This window comes from Allosalinactinospora lopnorensis, from assembly GCF_000981225.1.
Lineage (GTDB): Bacteria > Actinomycetota > Actinomycetes > Streptosporangiales > Streptosporangiaceae > Allosalinactinospora > Allosalinactinospora lopnorensis.
In genome coordinates, this window is sequence record NZ_LAJC01000032.1 from 17,844 (window position 1) to 42,228 (window position 24,385).

At 68.8% G+C, this 24,385-nt stretch carries 26 protein-coding genes and 1 pseudogene; 9 read left to right on the plus strand and 18 right to left on the minus strand.

What is annotated here, in order from left to right; genetic code table 11:
* Nucleotides 1–712 precede the first annotated feature (712 nt).
* On the minus strand, nt 713–1,636 hold the full coding sequence (locus VS93_RS13390) for a F510_1955 family glycosylhydrolase (protein ID WP_156184818.1): 924 nt from the start codon (nt 1,634–1,636) through the stop codon (nt 713–715).
* A gap of 323 nt (nt 1,637–1,959) precedes the next feature.
* On the opposite strand from VS93_RS13390, the gene VS93_RS13395 reads away from it, so the two are divergent.
* Complete coding sequence (locus VS93_RS13395) at nt 1,960–2,337, plus strand: DUF6153 family protein (protein ID WP_236700530.1); 378 nt, start codon at nt 1,960–1,962, stop codon at nt 2,335–2,337.
* Between the two features lie 122 nt (nt 2,338–2,459).
* A complete protein-coding gene (locus VS93_RS13400) occupies nt 2,460–3,080 on the plus strand; it encodes a DUF305 domain-containing protein (protein ID WP_046470276.1) in 621 nt (206 codons plus the stop codon).
* A 549-nt stretch (nt 3,081–3,629) separates the two neighbouring features.
* Here VS93_RS13400 and VS93_RS13405 read toward each other — a convergent pair.
* Nucleotides 3,630–4,286, minus strand: a complete 657-nt coding sequence (locus VS93_RS13405; RefSeq protein ID WP_052745733.1) for a TVP38/TMEM64 family protein — start codon at nt 4,284–4,286, stop codon at nt 3,630–3,632.
* Between the two features lie 659 nt (nt 4,287–4,945).
* On the opposite strand from VS93_RS13405, the gene VS93_RS13410 reads away from it, so the two are divergent.
* Nucleotides 4,946–5,350: a four-helix bundle copper-binding protein gene (locus VS93_RS13410; RefSeq protein ID WP_046470278.1), complete on the plus strand. Its 405-nt coding sequence runs from the start codon at nt 4,946–4,948 to the stop codon at nt 5,348–5,350.
* 372 nt (nt 5,351–5,722) lie between these two features.
* Here VS93_RS13410 and VS93_RS13415 read toward each other — a convergent pair whose 3' ends face one another.
* Together VS93_RS13415 and VS93_RS13420 are read right to left on the minus strand one after the other, a co-directional pair.
* A complete protein-coding gene (locus VS93_RS13415; protein WP_201776639.1) occupies nt 5,723–6,250 on the minus strand; it encodes a hypothetical protein in 528 nt (175 codons plus the stop codon).
* A complete protein-coding gene (locus tag VS93_RS13420) occupies nt 6,247–6,465 on the minus strand; it encodes a hypothetical protein (protein WP_156184819.1) in 219 nt (72 codons plus the stop codon). The genes VS93_RS13415 and VS93_RS13420 overlap by 4 nt, the downstream gene beginning before the upstream one ends.
* Nucleotides 6,466–6,560: 95 nt before the next feature.
* Between VS93_RS13420 and VS93_RS13425 the strand changes: the two genes are divergently transcribed.
* The 3 genes from VS93_RS13425 (at nt 6,561) to VS93_RS13435 (ending at nt 8,743) form a co-directional block, all read left to right on the plus strand.
* Nucleotides 6,561–7,139, plus strand: a complete 579-nt coding sequence (locus tag VS93_RS13425) for a TetR/AcrR family transcriptional regulator (protein ID WP_236700531.1) — start codon at nt 6,561–6,563, stop codon at nt 7,137–7,139.
* Between the two features lie 483 nt (nt 7,140–7,622).
* Nucleotides 7,623–8,264, plus strand: a complete 642-nt coding sequence (locus VS93_RS26995) for a TetR/AcrR family transcriptional regulator (RefSeq protein ID WP_052745734.1) — start codon at nt 7,623–7,625, stop codon at nt 8,262–8,264.
* Entirely contained in the window at nt 8,261–8,743 is a 483-nt protein-coding gene (locus VS93_RS13435; protein ID WP_046470281.1) for a hypothetical protein, read from the plus strand. Before VS93_RS26995 ends, VS93_RS13435 begins: the two co-directional genes overlap by 4 nt.
* Nucleotides 8,744–8,835: 92 nt before the next feature.
* Here the strand turns inward: VS93_RS13435 and VS93_RS29180 are convergent, their stop codons facing one another.
* Together VS93_RS29180 and VS93_RS13440 are read right to left on the minus strand one after the other, a co-directional pair.
* Nucleotides 8,836–8,991 (minus strand): hypothetical protein, encoded by a 156-nt coding sequence (locus tag VS93_RS29180; RefSeq protein ID WP_156184820.1) that lies wholly within the window; start codon nt 8,989–8,991, stop codon nt 8,836–8,838.
* A 23-nt stretch (nt 8,992–9,014) separates the two neighbouring features.
* On the minus strand, nt 9,015–9,323 hold the full coding sequence (locus VS93_RS13440) for a DF family (seleno)protein (protein ID WP_046470282.1): 309 nt from the start codon (nt 9,321–9,323) through the stop codon (nt 9,015–9,017).
* A gap of 383 nt (nt 9,324–9,706) precedes the next feature.
* On the opposite strand from VS93_RS13440, the gene VS93_RS32755 reads away from it, so the two are divergent.
* Complete coding sequence (locus VS93_RS32755; protein WP_275451690.1) at nt 9,707–10,027, plus strand: DUF2637 domain-containing protein; 321 nt, start codon at nt 9,707–9,709, stop codon at nt 10,025–10,027.
* A gap of 618 nt (nt 10,028–10,645) precedes the next feature.
* Here VS93_RS32755 and VS93_RS13450 read toward each other — a convergent pair.
* The 9 genes and pseudogenes from VS93_RS13450 to VS93_RS31640 all read right to left on the minus strand — a co-directional run.
* The gene (locus tag VS93_RS13450) at nt 10,646–12,061 is read right to left on the minus strand and encodes an NADH-quinone oxidoreductase subunit N (protein ID WP_046470283.1); all 1,416 of its coding nucleotides are present in this window, start codon (nt 12,059–12,061) and stop codon (nt 10,646–10,648) included.
* A 5-nt stretch (nt 12,062–12,066) separates the two neighbouring features.
* Nucleotides 12,067–13,116: a complex I subunit 4 family protein gene (locus tag VS93_RS13455; RefSeq protein ID WP_236700532.1), complete on the minus strand. Its 1,050-nt coding sequence runs from the start codon at nt 13,114–13,116 to the stop codon at nt 12,067–12,069.
* A gap of 470 nt (nt 13,117–13,586) precedes the next feature.
* Nucleotides 13,587–15,464 carry an NADH-quinone oxidoreductase subunit 5 family protein gene (locus VS93_RS13460; protein WP_046470284.1) on the minus strand — a complete coding sequence of 626 codons (1,878 nt, stop codon included), beginning with the start codon at nt 15,462–15,464 and terminating at the stop codon, nt 13,587–13,589.
* Nucleotides 15,464–15,775 (minus strand): NADH-quinone oxidoreductase subunit NuoK, encoded by a 312-nt coding sequence (gene nuoK, locus VS93_RS13465; protein WP_046470285.1) that lies wholly within the window; start codon nt 15,773–15,775, stop codon nt 15,464–15,466. Before nuoK ends, VS93_RS13460 begins: the two co-directional genes overlap by 1 nt.
* Nucleotides 15,772–16,335: an NADH-quinone oxidoreductase subunit J gene (locus VS93_RS13470; RefSeq protein WP_046470286.1), complete on the minus strand. Its 564-nt coding sequence runs from the start codon at nt 16,333–16,335 to the stop codon at nt 15,772–15,774. Before VS93_RS13470 ends, nuoK begins: the two co-directional genes overlap by 4 nt.
* Before the next feature lie 8 nt (nt 16,336–16,343).
* Nucleotides 16,344–17,270 (minus strand): complex I subunit 1 family protein, encoded by a 927-nt coding sequence (locus VS93_RS13475; RefSeq protein ID WP_046470287.1) that lies wholly within the window; start codon nt 17,268–17,270, stop codon nt 16,344–16,346.
* Nucleotides 17,263–18,390 (minus strand): hypothetical protein, encoded by a 1,128-nt coding sequence (locus VS93_RS13480; protein ID WP_046470288.1) that lies wholly within the window; start codon nt 18,388–18,390, stop codon nt 17,263–17,265. The genes VS93_RS13475 and VS93_RS13480 overlap by 8 nt, the downstream gene beginning before the upstream one ends.
* On the minus strand, nt 18,381–18,731 hold the full coding sequence (locus VS93_RS13485) for an NADH-quinone oxidoreductase subunit A (RefSeq protein WP_046470289.1): 351 nt from the start codon (nt 18,729–18,731) through the stop codon (nt 18,381–18,383). Before VS93_RS13485 ends, VS93_RS13480 begins: the two co-directional genes overlap by 10 nt.
* Nucleotides 18,732–19,050: 319 nt before the next feature.
* Nucleotides 19,051–19,485: pseudogene (locus tag VS93_RS31640) on the minus strand (TlpA family protein disulfide reductase); the annotation flags it as partial.
* A gap of 667 nt (nt 19,486–20,152) precedes the next feature.
* On the opposite strand from VS93_RS31640, the gene VS93_RS13495 reads away from it, so the two are divergent.
* Nucleotides 20,153–20,788: a class I SAM-dependent methyltransferase gene (locus VS93_RS13495; protein ID WP_046470290.1), complete on the plus strand. Its 636-nt coding sequence runs from the start codon at nt 20,153–20,155 to the stop codon at nt 20,786–20,788.
* Between the two features lie 63 nt (nt 20,789–20,851).
* Nucleotides 20,852–21,091: an SHOCT domain-containing protein gene (locus VS93_RS13500; RefSeq protein WP_046470291.1), complete on the plus strand. Its 240-nt coding sequence runs from the start codon at nt 20,852–20,854 to the stop codon at nt 21,089–21,091.
* 126 nt (nt 21,092–21,217) lie between these two features.
* Here VS93_RS13500 and VS93_RS32995 read toward each other — a convergent pair whose 3' ends face one another.
* The 3 genes from VS93_RS32995 to VS93_RS27000 form a co-directional block, all read right to left on the minus strand.
* The gene (locus VS93_RS32995) at nt 21,218–21,520 is read right to left on the minus strand and encodes a hypothetical protein (protein WP_449353793.1); all 303 of its coding nucleotides are present in this window, start codon (nt 21,518–21,520) and stop codon (nt 21,218–21,220) included.
* Nucleotides 21,521–21,577: 57 nt separating this feature from the next.
* A complete protein-coding gene (locus VS93_RS33000) occupies nt 21,578–21,880 on the minus strand; it encodes a cytochrome c biogenesis protein CcdA (protein WP_338022736.1) in 303 nt (100 codons plus the stop codon).
* 886 nt (nt 21,881–22,766) lie between these two features.
* The gene (locus VS93_RS27000) at nt 22,767–23,189 is read right to left on the minus strand and encodes a hypothetical protein (RefSeq protein WP_052745736.1); all 423 of its coding nucleotides are present in this window, start codon (nt 23,187–23,189) and stop codon (nt 22,767–22,769) included.
* Between the last annotated feature and the right edge of the window lie 1,196 nt (nt 23,190–24,385).

Genomic DNA, 24,385 nt, shown 5'->3' on the forward strand with positions numbered 1-24,385 from the left:
CCTGCTAGGTGCAGAACATTCCCGAAAAAGCCGCAGGATGGGGGATCTCATCCGCACGCTGCAGACGCGGTCGACGCGGCGCCTACCGCTGGTCTAGACCCGCCTGATGCAGAGTGAGAGGAGCAAACGCGTGCCGCTCCGCAGACTTACGCGCGTTCGCGGAGACGTGAACCATGCATGAACCTGCTGGAGGACCGACCACAGCGCCGAAGCGGGAATCGTGCCGAGGGCGAGCAGCATGACGGAACTCGCCGTTCCAGGACGGTTGTCAGCACTGAGAAGGCCGCTGTCATCACAGCCACCGTGGTCGTCGGTCTCCTCGCGGTCCCCGGCGGGCGTCGTATGCGCGGGTTCGCTGGTTTGCGCGGCTGCCTGGGCTTCTGCTCCGGCCGTGCCCCCTCCGAGCGGGGTGGGATGGCAGATCGAGCAGAAGAGGTAGGCGCCCAGCAGGAACGCCAACAGCAGCCCTGCCCCCAGGGGGTGGCGCGCCACTGTTGCCGTTCGTCCGAACACGCCAGGAAGAATACACAATGGGCAGGTATGGCGGGAGTTCCGGCCGATGTCCAACCCGGCGGAGAAGCGGCACCGCGACAAGGACAACCACCGGACCGGTGATCCGGTGGTCCGCCGCGCCAGGCGACACGTCCGGGACGTAGCGCCTCGGCCTCTCAGATCGTACGGCGAAGGCGCTCAAAGCCGCGAACGGCGAGTGTCACCACGCTTCGAAGGTGGCGCCTTCATCGGTGGAGCGGCTCACGCGGTGATCGGCGACCACGATGAGCTGGTCGGCATCGGCGTGCAGCGCCTCGGGCTCCCCCTCCACCGTGCCGGTCGGCGCCCACGTCGCACCGCCGTCCTCACTGCGGTGGACCTGGCCGTCCACAGAGATCCCATAGACGGAGTCCATGCCCGCTACCCAGTCGATGAGGACCAGGGCCGGCGCCTCCGGAACGGCTGTGAAGCTACTCCCGCCATCGGTGGAGCGCCTCAGTCCTTGCCGGGCCGCGGCGAGGACGGTCTCGCCGTCGTCGGAAACAGCCAGGGAGAACGGTTCGATGGCGCTGTCGAGGTCCTCCCATGTGCTGCCGTCCTCAGTGGCGCGCAGGCGGCCGTCGAAACCGATCACGCGTTCTTCGCCGGTGGCAAGGGCGTGGAAGTCCGACTCCCCCTGCAGGGACAGCGGCTCCCAGCGCTGCCCGCCATCGCGTGATTCGATCAGTCCGACCGGATCGGGCAGGTCGGTGCCTGGCCCAGGGTGCCCGCTGGCCACGAAGCGGCCGGAGCCCGCGATGCTGAAACCCATCAGGTCGATCGCCGGGCCGACCATCTCCGGTACCGCGTCCCCGCCGGTTGCGTTTTCGGGAGCGTGGATACGGAACAGTCCTGCGTGCGTGGCCACGAATACTTCACCGGTGTCGGGGTCGGCCCCAACACCGTGAATGTGGGAGGTCTCATCGGGCAGGCGCAGGCCCACCCCACCGCTTTGCGTCGATCCGTTCTCGGATGAATCGGCTCCGCAGGCGGACAGCAGAACGGCCGATACGGCGAACGCGCTGATACGAAGCGCTGCAGGGGCGCGCGACAGGCGGTGGGAGACCTCGGCCGCGCCCGCCGGTGTCGTGCTGTTCCTCGTCATTGGCACTGCTGTGGCTTCCTTTGCTGGAGCTGGCTGGGACCGCACCGGTCGACAGGCCGTCCTCACTGTTGGAGGTGTCGTCATTCACGGTGGCGCAGGCTTCACTGCGCTTGGCCCTGATTATGGCCTCACCGTATTCGCCGCCCACCGCCTGTGCCGCGAAGCGCCCGGTACGTGCGCGGTCGCCTTCGGAAGGGCCGTTCCAATGACGGGCCAAGACGCATTCGCCTCGCGGGTCAGCCGCTGTCGCCAAGGAAGCCGTGCCGCTGTGGCCGCTGGGAGAAGAGCGCACCCGCGTTCTCCGGAACACGTAGGCTATAGGTGTGGCCACGGCGACTCAGCGGACCCCCCGACACACCGCACTGATGTGGGTGCTACTGCTGTCGCTGCTGATCGGTGTGGGGGCGATGCACACGCTCGGGCACGCGCCGGACAGTACGCACGGTGCCGCCGCGGTGACCGGACCCGCCGATCCAGGTCCGATGCACGAAGAGCCCGGGCTTCCGGTCCTGGACCCGACCTCGGTGTGCCTGGCGATCGGCGGATTCGTGATCGCGCTGCTTGGCGTGGCCGCTGTGGCCTTGGCCCACTGGCCGGGAGCGCTCGTTCGGTCGCCCTCGTGGGTGCGGCGGTGGGCGCTGCGTATCACGTCGCCTCCTGAACCGCCTTCTCTGGCGAAACTGCAGGTGTTACGGATCTAGATGCCTTTCCCGGGGAGGAGCGCCCTCACGTCGCTACCCCCGGCTCTGGACCTTTCACCTAACGTCACGCATCGGCATTCGTGCGTCGTGCGTGAGCCAAGACCGAGAAGGACCGATCGACCATGACCACCAACACTCGTAAGCGCCTGTTCCCGCTGTTCTCCGCCGCTGTGGCGACTACGTTGTTCCTTACCGCCTGCGGCGGCGGGGAGGAGACCGAGCAGCCCGCCACTGATCAGGCCGAGGAGCAGGAAACCGCGGAGTCCAACGACGCCGACGTGATGTTCGCCCAGATGATGATCCCGCATCACGAGCAGGCCGTCGAGATGTCGCAACTGGCCGAGGACCGTGCCGCCGGTGACGACGTCAAGGAGCTCGCCACCGAAATCGAGGCCGCCCAGGGCCCGGAGATCGAACAACTCACCCGGATGCTCGAATCCTGGGGTGAGGAGCTCATGGCGGACATGGACGGCATGGACCACGACATGGACGGCATGGGCGGCGGCATGGAAGGGATGATGACCGGGGAGCAGATGGCCGAGCTGGAGCAGGCCGAGGGTGAAGGGTTCGACACGATGTTCCTGGAGATGATGATCGACCACCACGAGGGGGCGATCGATATGGCCCGGACCGAACTCGACGAAGGCGCCAACCCTGAGGCCACGGAGCTCGCCCAGGAGATAGTGGATGTTCAGGAAGCCGAGATCGAGCAAATGAGCGACATGCTCGGCGAACGACAGTGACGGAAACGGAAAGCGCCGCCGAGTAGAGCGGGAACCGCCCTCTGCGGCGGCCGCTATCCGCGTCGAGGGGCGCCGAGCCCGGCTCGGCGCCCCTCATCATGCGCCACCAAATCCTCGTAGCCGCGCTTTCTGCGGTCACAGGATCTCGTAGCAGCGCCGGTCACCGAAGCCTCGCATCGCCGCGGAATCCCGTCCTGCTATGCCTGGGCTGGACCGCAGGCGTCCGCCCGGCCCGCGCGTTGATCGCGGTGGACGCCGCCGTAAGGGCAGGCGCGGTGCCGCCGAACCGTCCGCCCACCAGCGGCCGCCCGGTCCTGGCGCATCGATGCTCCGAGCCGCACCTCCTCTACTCTCTATTCCGATTCCACCGGTCAGAAGCACTGCCGTATGGTGCCGCGAGTACCTGTTCTCCATCGGAGCGCCAGAGACCGAGGCGCGGCGGCTCTCCCGACCGACACCGCCGAGGCTCCGGGCATCCCCGCCGACCGCATCCGTCCCCGGCTGCAGGATTCTGCGCGAGACCCGCTGGGCGCGGCCCGAGGTATGTGGTCATGCGGGAGGGCGCTCCACACCCTCAAGCCGACGTGTGTACGCGCCGACCAGGCGGCTTGCGAGCAGAAGCAGGAAGAAGAGCCCAAGAGGGAGCAGGAATCCCGGCGACAGCGGATCGCTGACCGTGTCTCCGAGCACGACCAGGGCGGCGGTCGCCGGCAGGCTCCCCAGGACGGTCCCCGCAACGAACGGGACGACGCCCAGCCTTGTCAGGCCCAGCCCGTAGTTGACCGCGGCGAAAGGCACGACGGGAAGCAGCCGCAACTGGATCACCGCCAGTACGCCGTGCCGCCGGACAACGCGGTCGATGCGCGCGGCGATCGCAGACGGCGGCCGTGCCGCGACGAAGCCGTGGGCGAGGAAGCGCGCCAGGCCGAACTGGACCAGAGCGGCGGTGAGCCCTCCGGCGAGCGCGGCCGCAACACCCAGCCAGGCAGTGAAGGCAACGCCTGCCATCGCGTTCAACACCGGACGGGGAACGAACACGAGGGAGGCGGCGACATACCCGGCGAGGTACACCACCAGTGCGGCCGGGCCGGCCGCACCGATCCAGTGCCGCAGCGCGGCGAGATCTGGCGCAAGGCCACCGATCACGGCGACGGCCACCAGCCACGACGCGAAGACCGCCGCCCGTACTCCTGGCCGCTCCGTCACGCGCACTCCTCGCCGTTGTCTTCTCCCACCGGAGCCCCCGGTCTTCGGTGTCCTCGGTCGGTTCCAGGACGACCGCGGTCCGAGGCGCAGCCCGTGGTACTCAGTAGGGTCGAGCGCGTTCACACGGTGCGGTGGAGGAAGCGCCGATGCGAATGAACCATTCGCCCAGCGCTGTACTCCTTCGTATGTCGACCAGCCCGGAGGCCATGGCGGTCCGGCAGCATAGCCGGGCCGTCACCTACGCCGTGTCCGGTCTCGTGTCCTGTGTGGGCCGCTCCGTGGCTGGGACGTGCTGCCCATGGTCGCCATGATCGTGCATCGCCGCGGTCGTCTCGTCTCTATCCATTTCACCTGGGGCCCAGCGCGGTCGCGGATGCGTTTCCCGGGCGCGCCACCGTGTGCTCTTCGCGAAGCGCCTTGGCTGCCCGTACCGGGGTCCGTCGCGGCACGGGTTTGCCGGGATCATTCGCTTGCACTGTGCTCGCGATCGTCCGGAGGTTTTGGTCCGTGGCGGATCCCGTGTCTGTCGGTGCCGGCCAGTGTGAGCAGCTCAGTCCGGCGGTTTAGCCTCTTCCTCGGGGATAGCCGAGTGGCCATAGGGCGCCTTCCGCCGGCAGCGGTCGGTGAACCGGAGTCGAAGTTCGCAAAGGGGGCTCGCCATGAGCGTGACCGGGCAGATGATCGAGACCTACCCCAAGGACCTGGGCGGTGTGGACCGGGACAAGATGCGGGCCTGCATCGAGGCCTGCTACGAGTGCTCCCAGGCCTGTACCGCGTGCGCGGACGCCTGTCTGAGCGAGGAGACGGTCGCGGAACTGGCGAAGTGTATCCGCACCAACCTCGACTGCGCCGATCAGTGCGACGTCACCGGGCGGGTGCTGTCCCGGCACACCGGATACGACGCGAATCTCACTCGCTCGGTGCTGGAGGCGTGTGCCCAAGCCTGCAAGACCTGCGGGGACGAGTGCGAGCGGCATGCCGCCCACCATGAGCACTGCCGCGTGTGCGCCGAGGCGTGCCGCCGCTGCGAGCAGGCCTGCCGCGAGCTGATCGCGGCCCTGTGACCGCAGGCTGAATCCGCCGGCGCCGACCGGCCCGAGCCTCTGTGCCACCCGTCGGCTCCAAGCCGGTGGCCGGATCACCGCGGCGGCGACAATGCTGGCGGTGTCGCCGCGCGGGATAGCGTCGCGGATCATGGCGCCGACGACCTCGGGGAACGTCGCCAGGATCGGTTCCCACGCCGCGTGCAGCCCCTGCGATGCGGCGCGTGCCGCGAACGCGTCGAGGAACGCGCTCTCCTCGGCTTAGGCCTCGTCATCCTCAATGTCCTCGACCCCGATCACGACCACTCCCGCGATCCGCTCGGGCCCGTGTACGACGGCGCGCAGCGAGATCGTCGAACCCAGCCCCGCCCCGCCGGGCGGGGTGCCGCGCGTCTACGGCGCGGGTGCCGCGCGCCGCTCATGCTGCCCGCGCCGCCCGTATCGGGTCCTGCCCCGCGGTTTGTACACCGCCAGGACCGTGTTCATGAACAGCACCAGCAGGCCGCCGCCGGCGTGGAGCGCGAGCGGGGCCCCCAGCTCGCCGAGGTCGGCACCGGATGGTGCGGCCTGTGCCGCCACGCCTGCCATGTGGTCGATCGTCTGCGTATACATCAGCAAGACAGCGGTGGCGAACACGGTGAGCAGGAGTTTGAACACCACCCAGTAATGCCGGAACAGGCCCCACGCGGTGCCCAGCGCCTGGACGATCCCGCTCAGCAGCGAAGCGAAGGCCAACGGGAGGACGGCGAACCAGGTGATCGGCTCTACCGCGGCATAGACGGCACGCACCCTCTGAACGTCCGGGCTGGCCAGGCCGGCGATGGCGAGGACCAGGACGGCGGCGACCGCGCCGAACCAGCCGACCGAGAAGGTGACGTGCAGGGTGAGCGCGAACCTGCGCAGGCGGGGCGGCATGGTCATCCGCGACCACCCGCGAACGGAGCCCTGGGCTCAAGCGCACCCTGCTCGGTCCGCTCGGCGGCCCCGTCCCCGGACGTGTGGCGGTCCGGGCCGTGGTTCCCCAGACCCCCGCCGATGAGCGCCATGACGACCACCAGCAGGACCAGGACACCGACGATGACCCCCGCCACCTTCACCCAGCGTGGGACGCCGGTGTCGGGGGGCTGGTCAGCCATGCGCGCCTCCTCCGCCGTGTACACCCCGAGATTTTCATAGACAAAATGTCGCTGTCAATTCAAAGTGTCACTGTAGCGTCGCCCCGTATGCTGGGATGGTGCCGAAGCTGTGGAACGAGACGATCGAGGAACACCGCCGCGCGGTACGCGAGGCGATCCTGGACACCACGTGGACGCTGGTGACCGAGCGCGGGCTGGCGTCGGTGACGATGTCGCAGATCGCCGAGAAGGCCGGCATCGGGCGCGCGACCCTGTACAAGTACTTCCCGGATGTCGAGGCGATCCTCTTCGCCTGGCACGAACGCCAGATCACCCGCCACCTCGAACACCTCGCCGCGCTCCGGGGCCAGCCCGGCGAGGCCGGCGAGCGGCTCGAAGCGGTGCTGGAGGCCTTCGCGCTCGTTTCCCACCGCCGGGGGAGCCACGGAGTCGAACTCTCGGCGCTGCTGCATCGAGACGAGCGCGTCGCCCAGGCGCAGCAGCAGCTCCTCGACCTGATCCGTGACCTGCTGGCCGAGGTCGCCCAGACCGGCGACCTGCGCGATGATGTCACGCCTGAGGAGCTCGCGAACTACTGCCTGCACGCCCTGACCGCGGCCGGCAACCTGCCGTCCACGGACGCGGTCCGCCGGCTCGTCACGGTCACCCTGGCCGGACTGCGCCCCCAGCGCTGACGTTGTGACGCCCCGGCACCGGATCCCTCCTTCCGGAGGCCGCGGCCTGCACCCAACGGTGTTGCCCGCCTGCGCGGTGCTGGTAACGACGCTGCCAGGCGACCATCGACGCGCCGACCTCCAAGCCGAGCGCAGGGGATGACGACGGTCCGGGGCAGAGCGTTGCTCCACGGTGACGGTGGCGGAAGTAAGTCCAGGGAGGCGTCGCCGACACGGTGTCCATGGCCGCACTCGCCGTCGCTCCGAAGGTCGTGGATGCCGTCGAAGACCACATTCCTGCCCACCGTCACGCCGGCCCGCCGTTCCCGGCGGGTGCCTCGTCCGGAACCGGCCCCAGAGCATCGACGACCCTGCCGGACATGCGTTTGAATGCCGCCCGCCGGGCGAGGGCGGGGGGCTGAGAAGAGGCGCTGTCCGCGATCGAGGAGGCGATTCACGAGGACCTACCCGTATCATACTAGACGGTCTAGTATGATAACTACTGTGGGAACCCAGAAGACATCCCGATCGAGCCCGAAGCCGGCTGCGATCCGCTCCGCCGCCCAGCGCCTGTTCCTGGCCCGCGGGATGCGGCAGACCTCGATGGACGCGGTGGCGGCCGAGGCGGGCGTCACCAAGCAGACGGTGTACCGCTACTTCGGCAGCAAAGAGCAGCTCTTCGTCGCCGTGCTGCGCAGCCTGGTGGTGGAACGCCTCCAGCCCGACATCGCCGCGGCCGCACACCAGGCCACGCGCTCGGGCGAAGAACTTGAGGACACGCTGCTGGCCGTGGCCAGCCGGATCCTCGACCGCGTCCTCGACCCGGTCTACCTCGACCTGATCCGCGTCCTCATCGCCGAGGGCCGGCAGTACCCCGAACTTGTGGACCTGTTCCGGACCGCCGCGGTCGGCCCCATGGCCGCCGCCCTCAGTGAGGTCCTGGGAGTCCGCCCGCCGGAGCACAGCAGCGGCGCCGAGGCGGTCCCCCCGGCGCTGCGGCTGTTCATCGCTCCGATCCTCGCCTACGAGGTGGAGGGCATGCTCGGCAATCCCAGCGAGGTGCGTGCGCGGGCCCGAGCCGAGTTGCCCGGTCTGGTCAGGCTGCTTGCGGCGGCTATCTCCGCCGACACCGGGAGGCGGCCATGACCTTTCAACTACTGCTGGCCTGCCACGTCTTGGCCGGCATCACCGCCACGCTCGCCGGGGCCGCGGCCATGCTGGTACGCAAACGCCGGGGCCGACACACCTGGCCGGGTACCGTCTACCTCGCAGCCCTGCTCGTCATCGTCGTCACCGCGTCTGGCATGGGCGCGCTGCACTGGCCGCGCGTCAACCATCTGCTCATTCTCGCCGGCATCGCGCTCGCCGGCGCCACCCTAGGTTATGCGGCACGCCGCGTCGCCTGGCGCGGCTGGCTGCCCTACCACATCACCGGTATGGGGATCTCCTACATCGCCATGCTCACCGCGTTCTACGTCGACAGTGGGCCCAACCTGCCGCTGTGGCGCCTGCTCCCACCCATCGCCTTCTGGTTCCTGCCCGCCGCCGTCGGTCTGCCGATCCTGGTCCACGCCCTGATCCGCCACCGCCCCGGCCGGCGCACACCAGCGCCTCCCCGGAGCTAGACGGCGGGGTTCCTCGCTCTCGGCAGGTCTCGCACCCCAGGCACTCGACCTTCCCGCCTTCGCCACAGTCGATTACACCCCGGCGGATAGCCTCAACCAGTCCTCTGGAAGTCGAAAGCTGCGCTGACCTGGGTGGGCGTGGTCTCTTCGACGATTCCGCGGTGCGGTGCGCCGGCGTTGTTGACCAGTACGCCGATGGCGTCGTTGCGGGCGAGCGTATGGTCGGCCGGACGCCGGGTCCACACCATCGTGTAGCGGGGGCCGTAGAGGTTCAGGACACGTCCGTGATGGCTTGGACGAGCTGGTCGACGGTCGGAGCGCCGTCAAGGCCCTCGGGGGTCGCGTAGACGCGGCAGCTCATACCGTGCGTGCGGTCCGGCGAGGGGAAGGGGTCGCGGCCGTTGAGGCGGATCGTTGGCGATCCGGGAAAGCGCAGGGTCTGCGCCTCTTCATCGGTTTCCACTGCTGTGAGCGTGATCTGCCGGCCGGGATGTCCCGCGATCCGCAGTGCCTCGGTCAGGCGTTCCCTGGCGAGACGCCAGTTCGGGCATCCGGCGAAGTACAGCAGTTCGGCGTCCATGTCTCCATGATGGGCCGGACCACAGCCAGGGACACACGCTGATCCCGCTTGAGAGGGACATTGCAATGCCTCGAACCTGATCCAGCACGTCGAAAAGGAGTGCCCTGGGACTCCGATGGTGCCGGCCGAGCCGCCTCGGTTCGGGCGGTCGCCGTTCCTACCGTCCTGACCCGCGACATGGGGCAAACGACAGCGTCCGAGGGGGAGGAAAACCCCCATGGCCGTGACCTAATTCCTCACCGGAATCTGTGGCACCAACAAGAAAACCCCTGGTCAAGCCAGGGGTCTCATGATCACTTTGGTGTCCGAGGGGGGACCCGGCCCTTACGTACATGTCCTTGACCCTGTCCGCGGACCTCGCGCTGGACGGGCGGTGGACTGCGATGAATTCTTCCCGCTGGTCCCGCTGGACAACCATCGCCGCGGTCCTGCTGTTGGCCGTCATCGCCGCTGTCGTCAGCTACAGCCACATGTTCGAGCTGGCGCTGCGCCACGGCGAACCCGCCTGGCGTGCGGCGCTGTTCCCACTGTCCGTAGACGGGATGATCGTCTCCTCCTCCATGGCGCTACTGGCTGATGCCCGCCACGGCCGGCGCGGCGGCCTGCTGCCGTGGACGTTGTTGATCATTGGCAGTGTCGCGTCTCTCGCTGCGAACATCGCGGTGGCTGACCCCACCATGTGGTCGCGCATCATCCACGCCTGACCCTCCTTTGCACTGATCGGCGCGTATGAGCTGCTGATGCGCCACTTTCGCGCGAACGCGGCTGGCGTACGCCCGCAGTACTCCGGGCGTACGCAATCCTGGGGCGATTCGGCAAGCGACGCCGAGGAAAGCGCAGTGCACTCGGCGCCGGAGTCTGAGGATGCTCCAGGCGGGGAGGAACGACCTCATTTGCGAGTAGTCCAGACACGGACGGCTTCATCGAAGGCGGAAGTCGTCGAGCCCGTCGACGCAGAGGTATCACCGCCCCAGATTCAACGCGAGGCCTGGGCGTGGGCATTGGATAACCGCCGCGAGGATGGCTCCTTGCCTACCGGTCAGGAGTTGGCCAAGCAGTTCGGCCGGAAGCCCCGCTGGGGGCGGCTCGTGAAGCAGAAAGGTGAGCAGGGTTATCTGGGCCAAAGCCCAAAGGTAAAACTTTCCCTGGCTAGGGAACCGCGTGCTGCTGCAGCACCTGACTCCGGGACGGGCTGAAGAAACTGTTCGGTGAATCCCGGTGATCGCCGATACATCGTAAGAAGCTCCCGAACAACGCGTACAAGGGTCCCTGACGCTGCGCTTTCTTCCACAGAAGACCCCGTGTGGGGGTGGGAAGGCTCGTTACTGGAGCAGGCTGAGGGTCGGGCCGGCTGCCAGGCCGAGCAGGAGGACCAGGACGCCTGCTGCCAGGGCGACGGTGGTGCTCCGGCGTTGCGGCGTTTCGGGACCGGATTCGTTGGCCGGGGTGCCGGCTCTGGTCTGGAACAGGGGGAGTATCCAGCGCAGGTAGTAGAAGAGGCTGGCGACGGTGTTGATGATGGCCAGCACCACGAGCCAGGCCAGGCCCGCGTCCACGGCGGTGGTGAAGACGGTGAGCTTGCCGACGAAGACCGCGGTCGGCGGTGTTCCGACCAGGCTCAGCAGACTGACGACGAGGCTGAGCGACAGCCACGGGTGGTGGCGGAAGAGGCCGGTGTAGTCGTCCAACATTCGTGTGCGCGGGAGCGCGCACACGACGGCGAACGCCGCGAGGTTGCTCACCGCGTAACCGGCCAGGTAGAAGAGCAGGCTTGGCAGCGCCAAAGCGGATCCACCACCGGCGGCGGCCACCGCCATCAGCAGGTAGCCGACCTGGCTGATGGTGGAGTAGGCGAGCAGGCGTCGTACATTGCGTTGGAAGAACGCGGCCAGGTTGCCCAGGGTCATCGACGCGGCGGCCAAGAGCGCGGCGACCAGTGTCCAGTCGAGTGGGGCCGCTACGACGACCTGGTCCCCCAGCCGGTAGAGAGCGACGAGCGCCCCGATCTTGGGGACGGTGGTGACGAACGCGGCCACGGGCGCCGACGCCCCTTCGGTGACATCGGGCACCCAGAAATGAGCCGGTACGCCCCCAGCCTTGAACAGCAGGCCGGCCAGGACCGCTGTGACGCCGACCGCCACCACGGTGCGCGGCGCGGCCGGCAACGTCTGCGCCAGCACCGTGTAGTCGGTGGCCCCGCCCGCCCCGAGCAGCAGGGTGGCCCCGGTCAGCAGCAGCACGCCCAGGAGCGCGCCCAGGAGATAGTACTTGAGGGTGGCCTCGGTGCCGGGCGGGTCCTTGGCGAAACCGGCCAGCGCGTACAGCGGGATGCTGGCCAACAGGTAGGCCACAGCGAGCACCAGGAGGTCGTTGGCTCCGGCCAAGGTGATGGTGCCGAGGGCGGCGAGCACCAGCAGGACATAGAACTCTGACTCGCGCGGGTGTCCGGCGACCGAGTCGGCGGCCAGCGGCACCGTCAGCAGCAGAGCGGCGAGTACCACCGCGCGGGCGGCGTGCGTGCCGAGGTCCACCACGTACCCGCCGGTGAGAAGGGTGTCGCCCGGCCAGACCATGGCCCCGATCGTGATGATGAGCCCGCCGGCTACGGCGACAGCGACGCCCGTCCGCACGATCCATTGCCGCCGCCGGGGCATCCAACTTCCCACGAGCAGCCCGGCGACCGCGGTCAGCGCGAGAGCGGCTTCGGGCGCGAGCGCGACCAGTTTCATCTCAGCCATGGCGCTCATCGGGTCACCAGGGCGACAAGGAGCTGGGAGGCCGGTTCGATGACGTCGAGGAGGAACCTGGGCAGCACTCCGATGACGACGGCGAGCGCCACCAGTGGCGCGATCGCGGTGAGCTCACTGGCGAAGAGGTCGGTGACGTGTGCCTTCGGTGGGATTCGCCGGTGGCCGAGAAACACGCGGTTCAGGGCGCGCAGGAACAGAGCGGCGACGATGAGGATGCCGGGCAGCGCCAGCGCTGCGGCGATCGGCACGATGCCCAGACTTCCGGTGAAGATCTGGAACTCGGCGATGAAGCCGGACAGGCCCGGTAGGCCGAGGGAGCCGAACGCCGCTACCGCGGTCAGGGCTGCGAAGCGTGGTGTGAGGCCGGCGAGCCCACCGTAGGAATCCATCGCATATGTGTCGCCCCGGTCGTGGAGTACCCCCACCAACAGGAACAGCGCTCCGGTGAGCAGCCCATGGCTGACCATCTGGGTGAGGCCTCCGGTCACGGCCAGGCTCGCGGCCTGGGCCTGGTCGCTCGTTGCCAGGCCGGCGGCCCCCAGCCCGAGGAGGATGTAGCCCATGTGGTTGACCGAGGTGTAGGCGACCATCCGCTTGAAGTCGGTCTGGGCGAGCGCGAGCAGCGCGCCGTAGAGCACGGAGACCACCCCGACGACCACGAACACCATGGCGTAGTCGCGCCACGCGTGCGGCAGGATCGGCATAGTGATGCGGACGAACCCGTAGGTGCCCATTTTCAGCAGCACACCGGCGAGGATCGCGGACCCCGCCGCCGGGGCGTCGGTGTGCGCGGGCGGCAGCCAGGTGTGGAACGGCACGGTGGGGGTCTTGATGGCCAGGCCGATACCGACGGCCAGCAGCACCAGGCCGCCCGCGAGCCCGTGCCCTTCCAACGGGGATTGGGTCGCGAGTTCGACCATGTCGAAGGTGTGCGGCTCGGCGGCGAGGTACAGCCCGATGAACCCCAGCAGCAGGGCGAGCGAGCGAGAAAGGTGTAGAGGAAGAACTGCAGCGCCGAGCGGACGGGATCGCGGTGGCCCCACCCGGCGATGACAAAGTACATACCGACGATGGACAGGTCGAAGAAGACGAAGAACAGGATCAGGTCGAGGGCGACGAACAGGCCCAGCGACACCGTCTGCAGGAAGAGGAACACAACGGCGTAGGAGCGCACGCGCCGCTTCTCGCGCAGCGAATAGAGCGCGCAGGCCAAGAAGAGCACCGCCGTCATGGCGAGCAGCGGCAGCGAGAACCCGTCGACACCGATGTGGTAGCCGACCCCGACATTGGGGATCCAGCGCAGATTGGTCTCATAACCGATCGGTCCGGTGATCCCGTCGCCGGTGGGGCGCGTGCCGCGCACATAGCCGACCCACAGTGTGACGACCAGCGCCAGGTCCAGCGCCGCCACCGCGATCCAGGTCCACAGCACCGTGGCGTCGCGCGGGCACGGCACGGCGAGCAGCGCGACGCCCGCGATGAGCGGCAGGAAGACGACCAGGGAGAGCACGCCTCACCTCGACAACACGACGACGATGGCCAGCAGAATGAACGCGGCGACGGCTTGGGCGTAGTACTGGTGCAGTAACCCCGTCTGCAGGCGCCACGACCACATCGCCAGCACGCGCGCGCCCGCGGCGATGGCCCGCACCGCCCGATCGACCCGGATCTCCACACGCGCCTCGGCCTGCTGGGCGCCCCACACGCCAAGGGCCGCGCATGCCCGCACTCCGCCCGCGATCACCCGGTCGTCGAACGCGGCGAGGCCGTGCGACAGTGCCGACACCGGCCGGACAACGCTGGCGTGTATACCCCGTTCGATCGCGAGCCAGTCACCCAGCAACCGCCCGCCCGGAACGGTCTCCGATACCGCCGGGGAACCGCGCCGGACACTGACCCATGCGGTGCCGGCGAGGGTCACGACGCTCAACGTGCCGGAGACCGCGATCTCCCAGCCCACGGGGCTGGGCTCACCCGCCGTTCCCACCGTCGAGTACCACCACGGCGCGAGCACCGGCAGGGCGAGAATCCCGACGGCGGCCGCGGTCGCGGCGAGGACGGGCAGCGGGAGTCCCTCGGCCGGGGAGACGCGCGCGGTGGCACGCTCCCGGGTGGCGTCGGGCGTCCGCGGCCCCGGTGGGGACCAGACGGCGACCAGCGCCTTGGCGGCATAGGCGGCGCTGACCACTGAGGCCGCCAGGCCGGTGACGTACAGGGCGGGTGAGGCGTGCAGCGCACTGGCCAGTACTTCGTCCTTGGCCACCCAGACGGACAGCGGCGGCAGCCCTCCGATGGCCAGCGCCCCGACCGAGAACGCCGCGCCGACGAGCGGGTGGTGGCGCGCGGCTCCCCGCAAGGCTGTGAGGTGCTGGGTGCCCACGGCGAGCAGCCAAACTCCCGCGCACAGGAAGAGCAGGCTCTTCGCGGCCGCGTGCGCGACAAACTGCAGCGCGCCGCCCGCGATGCCGCCCGTACCCGCCGCCAGCACGATGAACCCGATCTGCGAGCAGGTTGAGGCGGCCAGCAGCTGCTTCAGGTCGGTTTGGGCGAAGGCGACCGCCCCGAGCAGCAGGGCGGTGAGCACACCGATCCAGGCCACGGCCGCATCGGCCCAGGCGGTGGCGGCCAGCGCGGGTTCGAGCCGCAGCAGCAGGTAGCCGCCGGCCGCGACCATCGTCGCCGAGTGCAGCAGCGCCGAGACCGGAGTCGGGCCGGCCATGGCGTGCGAGAGCCAGAAGCTGAGCGGCAGCTGTGCGGACTTGCCCAGGGCGGCGACGACGAGACCGGCGACGGCCGCGTCACGCCAGGCGCTGTCGAGGCCCGCCAGGCCGGACAGTTCCAGCGCGGTCGCGCCTCCGGCCAGGGCGGCCCCGGCCGCGAAGTACATCCCCAGATCGGCGGTTCGAGTGGTGACGAAGGCGAGCGTGGCCGAGTGGACCCGGTGGGGCTCACGCCACCAGTAGGCGATGAGCGCATACGAGGTGGCGCCCATGATCTCCCACGCGGCGAGCAGCGCCAGCAGGTCGGTCGCGGTCACGGTGATGAGCATCGCCGCGGCGAACAGCGACATCAGCCCGAAGAAGCGGGCGCGCGCCTGTGCCGGATCCAGCTCACCGGTCGCGAACACGATGACCGCCAGAAACACAGCGGAAACGGTGATGACCATGGCCGCGGACAATCCGTCCACGGCCAGGCCCGCGGGGATACCGGCCAGCATGGGCGCCGAAACCTCGGGGCGGCCAACGGCGACGGTGGCGCCCAGCACGAGCCCGGCCGTCGCCACGGCCACGGCGCACGGAGCGGCGATCGGGTCGGCGCGCCTGCCGACCACCAGCAATGCCAGCCCGGCCAGGGCGGGTAACCCCACCAGTGACCACAGCGCGGCCGTCATCAAGGCGCGTCCTTCAGGTCGCCGGCCGAATCCACCACGTCGACGTCACGTGAACGGAAGATCGCGGTGGTCACGGCGAAGCCCATGGCCATCTCCACCGCCATCGCGGTGATCGCGACCAGCACCAGTACCTGCCCGTCGGGACGATCCGCGGAGGTGTAGAACCAGAAGGCCGCCGCCGCCACGATGATCGCGTTGATCATCAGCTCCAGGCCCATCATGATCATGACGATGGACTGCTGGCTCAGCGCCCCGAACAGACCCACCGCGAACAGCGCGGCGGCCAACAGCAGGAACAGCTCCAGGATCACCGGCCCACCCCGCCGCGAATCGGATCATCGGGGTGCTTGCGCCGCAGGTCATCGCCGTAGCGGGCATAGCGCCCGCGGTGCGTGGCGAGCACGATCGATGCGACCATCGTCGCGAACAGCACCATGCCGACGAGCATCATCACGAGCATCTTCTCGCCCATGATCGCCTCGCCGAGCGCCAATGTGGGATCGGCCGGAGGGGCGGCGGTGCTGGTCGGCCATGGGACGAGGAGGACACCGGCCGCGAGCGCGACGAACGTGCCGACGGAGATGGCCAGGGCACCGGCCTTGTTGTGCACCATGGTCATCGGCATCAACCCGGCCGGGTTCATCATGTACATGACCATGAAGATCACCATGATCATCATCTCCATGACCATCATCAGCACGACCAGCACGCCGAGGTAGGACAGGCCCAGCAGCAGGATCGGCACCGCCGTGAAGACGAACGAGGCCAGCAACGCGAAGGTCGCCCGAGCCATGGAGTCCACCACGAACACCGCGATGCCACTGGCCACCGCGCTCGCGGCGCAGATCGCGAATACCACCAGTTCCGCCACGCGTTCCCCTAACCCAGCAGCACGAAGATCGCGACGAGCAACGCCTGCAACAACGTCGCCGGAATCAGCACCACCCAGCCGATCTCGGTGAACCGCTCCATGCGCACCGTAGGCAGCCGGTGCCCGAGCCATACCAGCAAAGCGAGCACAGCGGCCGTCTTAACCAGCGACCACGCCCAAGCGGGAAGCAGCAGGCCGGCGCCACCGCCGAGGAACAACGGCACCGCCATGGCCGCGACGACACTGAGCAACACGTAGCGACCGGCTCCCACGACGAGACGGTCCACGCCGGACAGCTCCGCCAACGCGCCGCCGGCGAGGTCACGCCCCACGGGCTGGTCGAACGGCCCCCAGAACGCCATGGCCAGTGCCGAGACCAGATAGGCCACGAAAGCCACCGGCATCAGCACGGCGAACCACAGGCCCTGCTGCGCCGCGGCGATGTCGGTGACGCGCAGCGAACCGGCGCCCAGCGCGGCGGTGATCAGCGCGAACATGTGCGGCAACTCGTAGGCCACACCCTGGACCAAAAAGCGGTAGCCACCGATCAGACCCCAGACCGAGTTGGCCCCCCACCCGAGCATCCACACCGCCGCCCAGATCACCACCTCCATCGCGTTGAACCACACAACACCGACCGACAGGTCACTGACCACGAACCCGCCCAGCGGGATCACCAGCGCCGACAGGGCCGCGGCCACCGGAACGAGCGTCCCGCCCAGCCGCAACAGCAAGGCGTCCGTGCCCAGAACGACGCGGCGCCGCTGCACCAGCAGCCGCGCCGCCGACCGCGCGGGAGCGGCGATGCCCGAGGCGCGTGGGGTGCCGGCGGCATGGGCCCGCAGCGTGGCCGACCCCGCCGCGGCCCCGTAGGCGAAGACACCAAGGAGCACGGGGATGACGAGGACACTCCACAGTGGTGCCGGATCACCCATGGGAGCCCTCCCGGTCTCCCGCGGTGAGTGTCCCGAGATCCGGATCCACAGACGCTACGATCAACCGCACCGCGGCCAGCTCCTGGCCGATCAGCAGCGACGGCAGCAGTCGCAGCGCCGCGCGCGTGCTCTGCGCGCGCAGCGCCGCGGAGGCGCGCGGATCCGGCGGTGGGGCGGCGCCACCACCTTCGGCGACCGCCGCGAACTCGACCTCGTCGAGCCATCGTGACCAGCGGTCAGTGGCATCACCGCGCATCCACGCCGCCGTGTCGCCCGTGATCTCGCCGAGCCCATTGGTGGACCACCGCAGCATGCGGGAACGGCGCACCCTTCGCAGCCAGCGCACCAGGTCCCGGGGCGGCAGGGTTTGCGGATCCGTGCTCAGCAACGCGTCGCGCAGGCGGCGCCCGGAGAGCGCCGCGGAGGGCCAACCGGCGACCGAGAGGAGCCGCTGCATACTGTCCAAGGCGCCCGCCGCCCGGGCCCGAAGCGAGTCGGGGTGCCCGTCAGCATCCACGACCGGTGCGTCCCAGTAGGCGACCGTGGCCTCTGTGGGTTCACCAACGGTCGAGGCCTCGGCGTCCTGGACCACGTCGCCCTGAATCACCAGCCGAAGCGACAACCCGCTCGGCCAGTCGGGCAACGCCGGGCCCAGCGCGATGTGGAGCTGATCGAGCATGAGGCCATCGCGGTCCTCGGCCCGATCGGCCATCGGCACACCACCCGGCATCATCATGTCGCCGTTGTGCCCTGAGGCTGTCGGAGAGGCCGAATGCGTCGCTCGATCACGTTGCTCGGCGTCGCGGCGCTGCCGGGCGACGTCACGTAGTTCGGCGCGGGCCTCGTCAAGCCGGCGGGCAGCCACCTCCGGGGCGTCGACCCGGACGCGCGCACGCGGACCGGGCAGCTGATCCCACACCCGGTCCACGGGGCCCACCAGATCCCGATGGCGGGGGCCGCAGACCATGAGAAGGTCGGCCTCGGCCGGCGCCAGCGCCTGCGCCCAGCCACGCTCGCGCAGCACGCGCTCGACCGCCAGCCGGGCGCCCGTGCCGCCAACAGCGGTGACGACGAAGGCACTCGGCGCCGCCCGACGCAGCAGCCACCGCGTCAGGTCCACCGGAACACCCCCTCCCGCCAGCCGTAGATCACCGCTGCGACCAGGACCGCCAGAAACACGAACATCTCGACGACCGCCACCGCTCCCATGTCGGCCACCACGAGCACCCACGGGTACATGAAGACCATCTCCATGTCGAAGGCGAGGAAGAGCAGCGTCACCGCATACCAACGCACGTGATAGCGCGAGACCGCGTGCTCGGTCACGGGAACCCCGGACAGGAAGGGTTCGCAGACCATTGGCGCGCGCCTGATCCGGACCATCGCGGAAAGCCCGTAGGCGCCGATGAGAAGCGCGATCAGCGCGCCGAGCAACACCAGCGCGGGTCCGAACGCCTCCAAGCCCTCCTCCTCGACGGCCGTAGCTCCCTCCGCCGTAGCGACTGCCCAAAGGACGCGGCGTTACACGGCCCATAGGGACGCGGGGTATCAGCCTCATGGTCGGTATCGACGGCGAATCCCGCCCCCTGCTTCGAGCTCCAGGTTGGCGAGCAGGAAGATCTGCCCCTGATCGGCACTGACCGGGAGACGAAACCGAACCGCGTGACGTCGTTTCGTCCTCGACCGTCACGGTCACCAATTCGTCTGGCTTAGCGGCCGCACGTCGCCGACCAGGTCGCCGGGATGCGGAAAGGGGAGCTCCGGAAGAGGGGACGGGCGGTCACGCTGGATCGGCTTTCCCGTTGTCCTCGCCGAGAACCGTTTCGACGAGGTCGGTCAGTTGGTTGTAGGTGGTCGCGCCCACGACGCGGGCGGCGACGCGGCCCTCACGGTCGACGATGATCGTGCTCGGGATGGCCTGGGGCGGAACGGTGTCGCGGAACGTCATCAGGACCGCGCCGGGCTGATCGCGGATGCTCGGGTAGGTCACGCCCAGGTTCCTCTCGAACGCCTTGGCGGCGGTCCTATCGTCCTTGATGTCGAGGCCGAGGAACTCCACGCCCTCGTCTTTGTGCTCCTGGTAGACCTCGCTCAGCACCGGCATCTCCTCGCGACACGGTGTGCACCAGATCGCCCAGACGTCGACCGCGAGGATTGTGCCTTCGTAGTCCGCCAGGCTCATGGGATCACCGTCGAGGGTCTCGCCGCTGAACTCGGGGGCCGGCCGGCGTTCCTCCGGCGCTTAGGAGGCGGCGGATCAGTCGCTGATGATGTTGAACTGATCTTCCTCTCCGGCTTGGGCGTCCGTGTCTTCCGTTTTCTGGGCGCAGCCGACGAGGGCGGCCGTCACCGCGAGAGCGACAGCGCCATGCAGTGCCGCGCGTCTACGGATTCCGGGGTGGCCGACGGGCCGTGTCAAAGGTCCCGAATGCGGAGATGAGCCAAGCATCGTATCCCCTGAGCCGCCGGAAGAGGGGCCATGGTGGTCAGGCTCGCCCAGTTCGTCGCGCCGGTTGTGTAGTGCGGTGCTCCGGGGCGCTGTTGCCTCTTCGGGCTTTGAATGGTGGCGAGAATCGGTCGGTGCTGCCCGGAAAACGCCACAGGATTCACCGATGAAACTAAGTCGCTTAGGTATGAGACATCGTGTGCCTGGCTTCCGCGTGGCCCTCGCAACAACACCGCCGTGGTCACCGTGGGAGGTCATGGAACCAGTCGAGGCGGGCCCGAGTACTCGTGCGCCTTGTGATCGACGAAGCCAGTTAGGTGCACGGGGTGGTGGGTAGGGGCGCTTCCGTACGGGCGGAGCGGTTATCGCTTCGGTCTCCGCGGTCGCCCGTGAGTGGGTAGACCAGCAGTAGGATCCGGGTGGGAAGCGGTTCGCAATGGTCGAGAACAAGACGGAGAGGTCGCGGGCGCTGTGGGATCGGTTCGCGCGGCGCTACGACCGCAGCATCCGGCCCACGGAGGTACTGCTGCTGGAGGACGGGCGGCGATGGGCATGTTCGCAGGCGCGGGGCCGCACACTTGAGGTCGGCATCGGCACCGGCCGCAACGTGGCGGAGTACCCCGACGGCGTCGAATTGCTCGGGGTGGACCTCAGCCCGTGGATGCTGTCGATCGCCCGGCGGCGGGCGACGGAGCTGGGGCGGGACGTGGAGCTGCGCCAGGGGGACGCCATGCGGTTGCCATGGCCGCGGGCGAGCTTCGACTCCGTTGTCGTCACCCTGACCCTGTGCAGCGTGCCCGACGACGCGGCCGTGGTCGATGAGATGGCGCGGGTGCTCGTTCCCGAAGGCCGCCTGATCGTCCTAGAACACGTCGGCAGCCACCAGAAGTTCCCGCGCATGGTGGAGCGGCTGTTCGATCCGCTGACCCGTCGCCTGATGGAGGACCATCTGCTGCGTGAGCCCGAACCTCACCTGGATGCGGCCGGCTTGCGGATTACGCACGCCGAACGCCGCAAACTCGGAACCATCGCCCGCGTCGTGGCGGAGAAACCACGGGCTCAGACGGGTTGATCCAAAGACAACTCGACGCGTCTTCGCGGTTAGTGGCCAGGTAGGCCAGAGGAGTTGGTCGCCATGATGGATGGCTGGGGAATAGGCGTGATATGGATGCTGCTGGGGGGCCTGATTGGGTTGGCCCTGCTGGTGCTCATCGTGCTGGGGAGTGTCTGGCTGGTCCAGCAGCTCACCGTCAACTCGGCGCCAGGGCCGGTGGCGAGCGCCCCGGCGCGCCACGAACTCGACCGGCGCCTGGCCGCCGGCGAAATCGACCAGGAGGAGTACCGGCGTCTGCGATCCGAGATCGAGGGACGCTGACGCAGGGGGCGCTCACGGTGAGGGCTACAGCGGTAGTTGGTAGCCGTCCGCCCACCGCTGCATCACCAGGACGAAATCGGTCCACAACCCGGTGCTCTGGGTCAGCCCGACCAGCACGAGCATTACTCAGCCCACGCGGGTGATGGTGTGGGCGTGCAGGCGGGTCCAGCCCATTACACGCATCGTCTTGGTCAGGGCGACCGCGGAGATGAGGAAGGGCAGCCCCACGCCGAGGCCGTAGACGAAGGCGAGGAAGGCCCGCGCCCCGCGCTGCCCGAGGCTGTGGACATCGCCAGTACCGCGGCAAGGGCCGGCCCCATGCAGGGAGTCCAGCCCAGGCCGAACAACACGCCCAACAGCGGGGCGCCGGCCACGCCGCTGCGCGGCTGCAAACGCGGCTTCAGGCTGCGGCCGGTCCAGGGGAGCCACCGCAGCGCCCCCATGAACATCAGCCCCAGGACGAGGTGAGGCCGCCGAGGATGCGGATCAGGATGTCCTGGTAGTCGAACAACAGGGCGCGCCCAGGCTGCCGGAGAAGGCCCCGTAGGCGGCGAACAGGCCGGAGAAGCCGACCATGAACAGCAGGGTGCCCAGCACCGTGCGCCCACGTAGGACGCTGCCGCGTGCGGGGTGCTGGCCTTCCGTGCCCGACATGCCGGTGATGAAGGAGAGGTAGCCGGGCACCAGCGGCAGGCAGTACGGCGACAGGAACGTGATGCCCCCGGCCGCCAGCGCGAGCGGGATGGCCAGCAGCATCGGGCCGGCGGTGACGATGTGCGGGATATCCATCGACCGAGCGCAGTCTTCAGTGGGGCGCAGGCGGAGATCGCGCGAGTGCCCTGAGCACACGCACACCTAAATAACTAGATTGCTTAGGCGTACCCTGTCATCCTCCTCAGCCTGGAGCGCACCGGGGTGCGGAACTGGGAATGTGCCCGTGCGCCCGACGTGGTGGAAACTCCAATGCGCCATTCGCTGCTGTTCGGGGGCGGTGGGACCGAGCTGCGGCTGCCGATGCCCGGCGGTAGCGTGCCGACCGTCGGCATGGGCTCGATCTTTGCGCTGGCGTGTCCGGGATCGTCAGCGCGTGCATCCGCATGGGCGGCTACCGGTACGTGCTCCCGGTCGGCAACGCCCGAGGCTGCGTTGCGACCGGGAGACGGAAACAGTCGGCCGTGCCCATCCCGATGGGCACGATGATCACGGCGATTCCGGCCGCGAACACCAGGGCCCTCCATCGCGCGCCCGGGCGTGCGAGAAGAAGTAGGTGCTGCTGGCCGCATGGGCGTGGCCACCCTGGTCGCGGCCGTCAACGGGCCGGGACCGCCCAATAAATGGCTGGCGGGTCCAGATGTTCGGGCAGTCGCAGCATTTCGCATCGCTGACGACCGACGCGCTGTCCTGGCTTCCGGGCATCGCGTTCGGCCTGCTGCTCTTGGCCGTGACCGGTCAAAGCCTCTCTCGCCGGGGGCGGTTCCAGGCCTGGCGTTACGAATTAAAACGCACACCCGACCGATCCCGCGGGGCGGTCCACGGCCACACACGCGATTGCGTCCCTGGCTACTCTCGTCCGCGTCAGCGCCCGCTTCGAGGGAACGAACGCGTCGAACGCCCCACCGAGTGTCCCTGGCTCGACGGCTTGGCGGGACGCCGTGCAGGCCGAGGAGCCGCTGCCTCAGTGCTCGTGGTCGTGGCCGTCGTCAGTGTGCCCGTCGCCGGGTTCCGAAGACGCCGATGACGATGGCGTGCCCGTCTCGGAGGCGTCCTCGCACTGCTGCGATTCACCCCCGGAGGCGTCCATGCCCGCGCCCTCGTGAGCGCCTCCGCCGTGCCCTTCCGCCTCCGTGCCGTGAGAGTGCTCATCCGCGTCGCTCACCGCGGCCGCGGTGGAGAACGCCACCGCCAAAGCCGCGACGGTGACGGCGCCGATCACTCCCTTGCCCGATTCGGCTCTGGCTTCCCGGCCGCGCACCGCCCAGAGCGCGCCGGCCACAACGCCCCCTTCGAGGGCGACGGTGACGAGATCCGCCAGCCCGACGGGTTCGGGCATCCAGGCATGAGGCCCGAAGGGGATCCCGTAGAGGCGGCTGAGCGCCACATTCCGATGGACACCAGGTTCAGCACCGCGCCGAGGAACATCAGTACAGGTTCGCTCCGCCACAGGGCCAGAACGGCCCATACCGCCTGGAAGATCCCTATGACAACGAAAAACAACCCGGACGGCCACCACTCCTGCCAGTGGACGGGCGACATGACCAGATGGATCTCGGCCGCTCCGGCGGATGCCGACACGGCGACGAACCGGGCGAGATCACTACCGTGCCTCGGTGCGAGGCGACGACGACTACGACTCATGAAAGAACTCCCGAATACATGTGCATGTTTGACGACGGCATCACCGCACCGCGATCCGCGCACCACCCGCCGGAATGGGGAGGCCGCAACGCCACTTCGCGCGGGGCATGGTCCGCGTCCAGACGCCGGATTCGACGTCGATGTCCGCATGTCCCGCCGTAGGCGGAGAGACCGGCACTGTGCAGGCGGAAGACGCTACGGCACGGTGGGGAAACGGTGGACACTCGTGCTCGCGCGAGCCGAAGGAACGGTCCCACGCGAGGCCGCGGGCATCTAGATCCGCAGTACTGACAGTTCCGCGATTAACCGGTGGCGGGGGCGGCGAGGCCCTGATCCCCGCCCGATCCACGACGGAAGGACCGACCCCCTGTCTCTGGGGACGGCAACCGGGCCCAGGGAGGCCGGCGGACACACCAGGAGGAGAAACAGCGCGAAAATGGGGGCCATGCTCGGATAGTCCGTGTGCTGATGAGGCTGCGGCTTTTCCGAGACCATTGCTTCAGTCGCGGGCTCCTCCACCTCCCCGGCCGTTTCCGCCCCGATGGCATGGTGGACCTGGTGAAAGAGGTATGGATGGTCCTCGTGTGCGGCCGCTGTGCCGTGCGCAGCGTCACGAGGCAGATGCGTGAAGGCGCCTTCGACTCCATGGACGAACAGGACCGAGAAGAGCGCGCAGAACAGCATGAGCCACCACCGCGCCGGACCGTGCCCGGTAGCGTGACCCATGGACATACGAAATTCCCCTCATACCTTCCGGGCCAGAGAGCACGATTCGATCCTGGGGGATCGCGCTGGCCAGCCAGCGACTCTACCCCTCCTTCCGTGTGGCGTGAAGCGCTGATTGACGTGGAGTGGCACGAGGGGCCGACGTGATCATCGTGCTGTCACCAGGGTCTACGGTGTGCTACTAGCCATGGTGTCCCGATGGGGTAGAGGGCG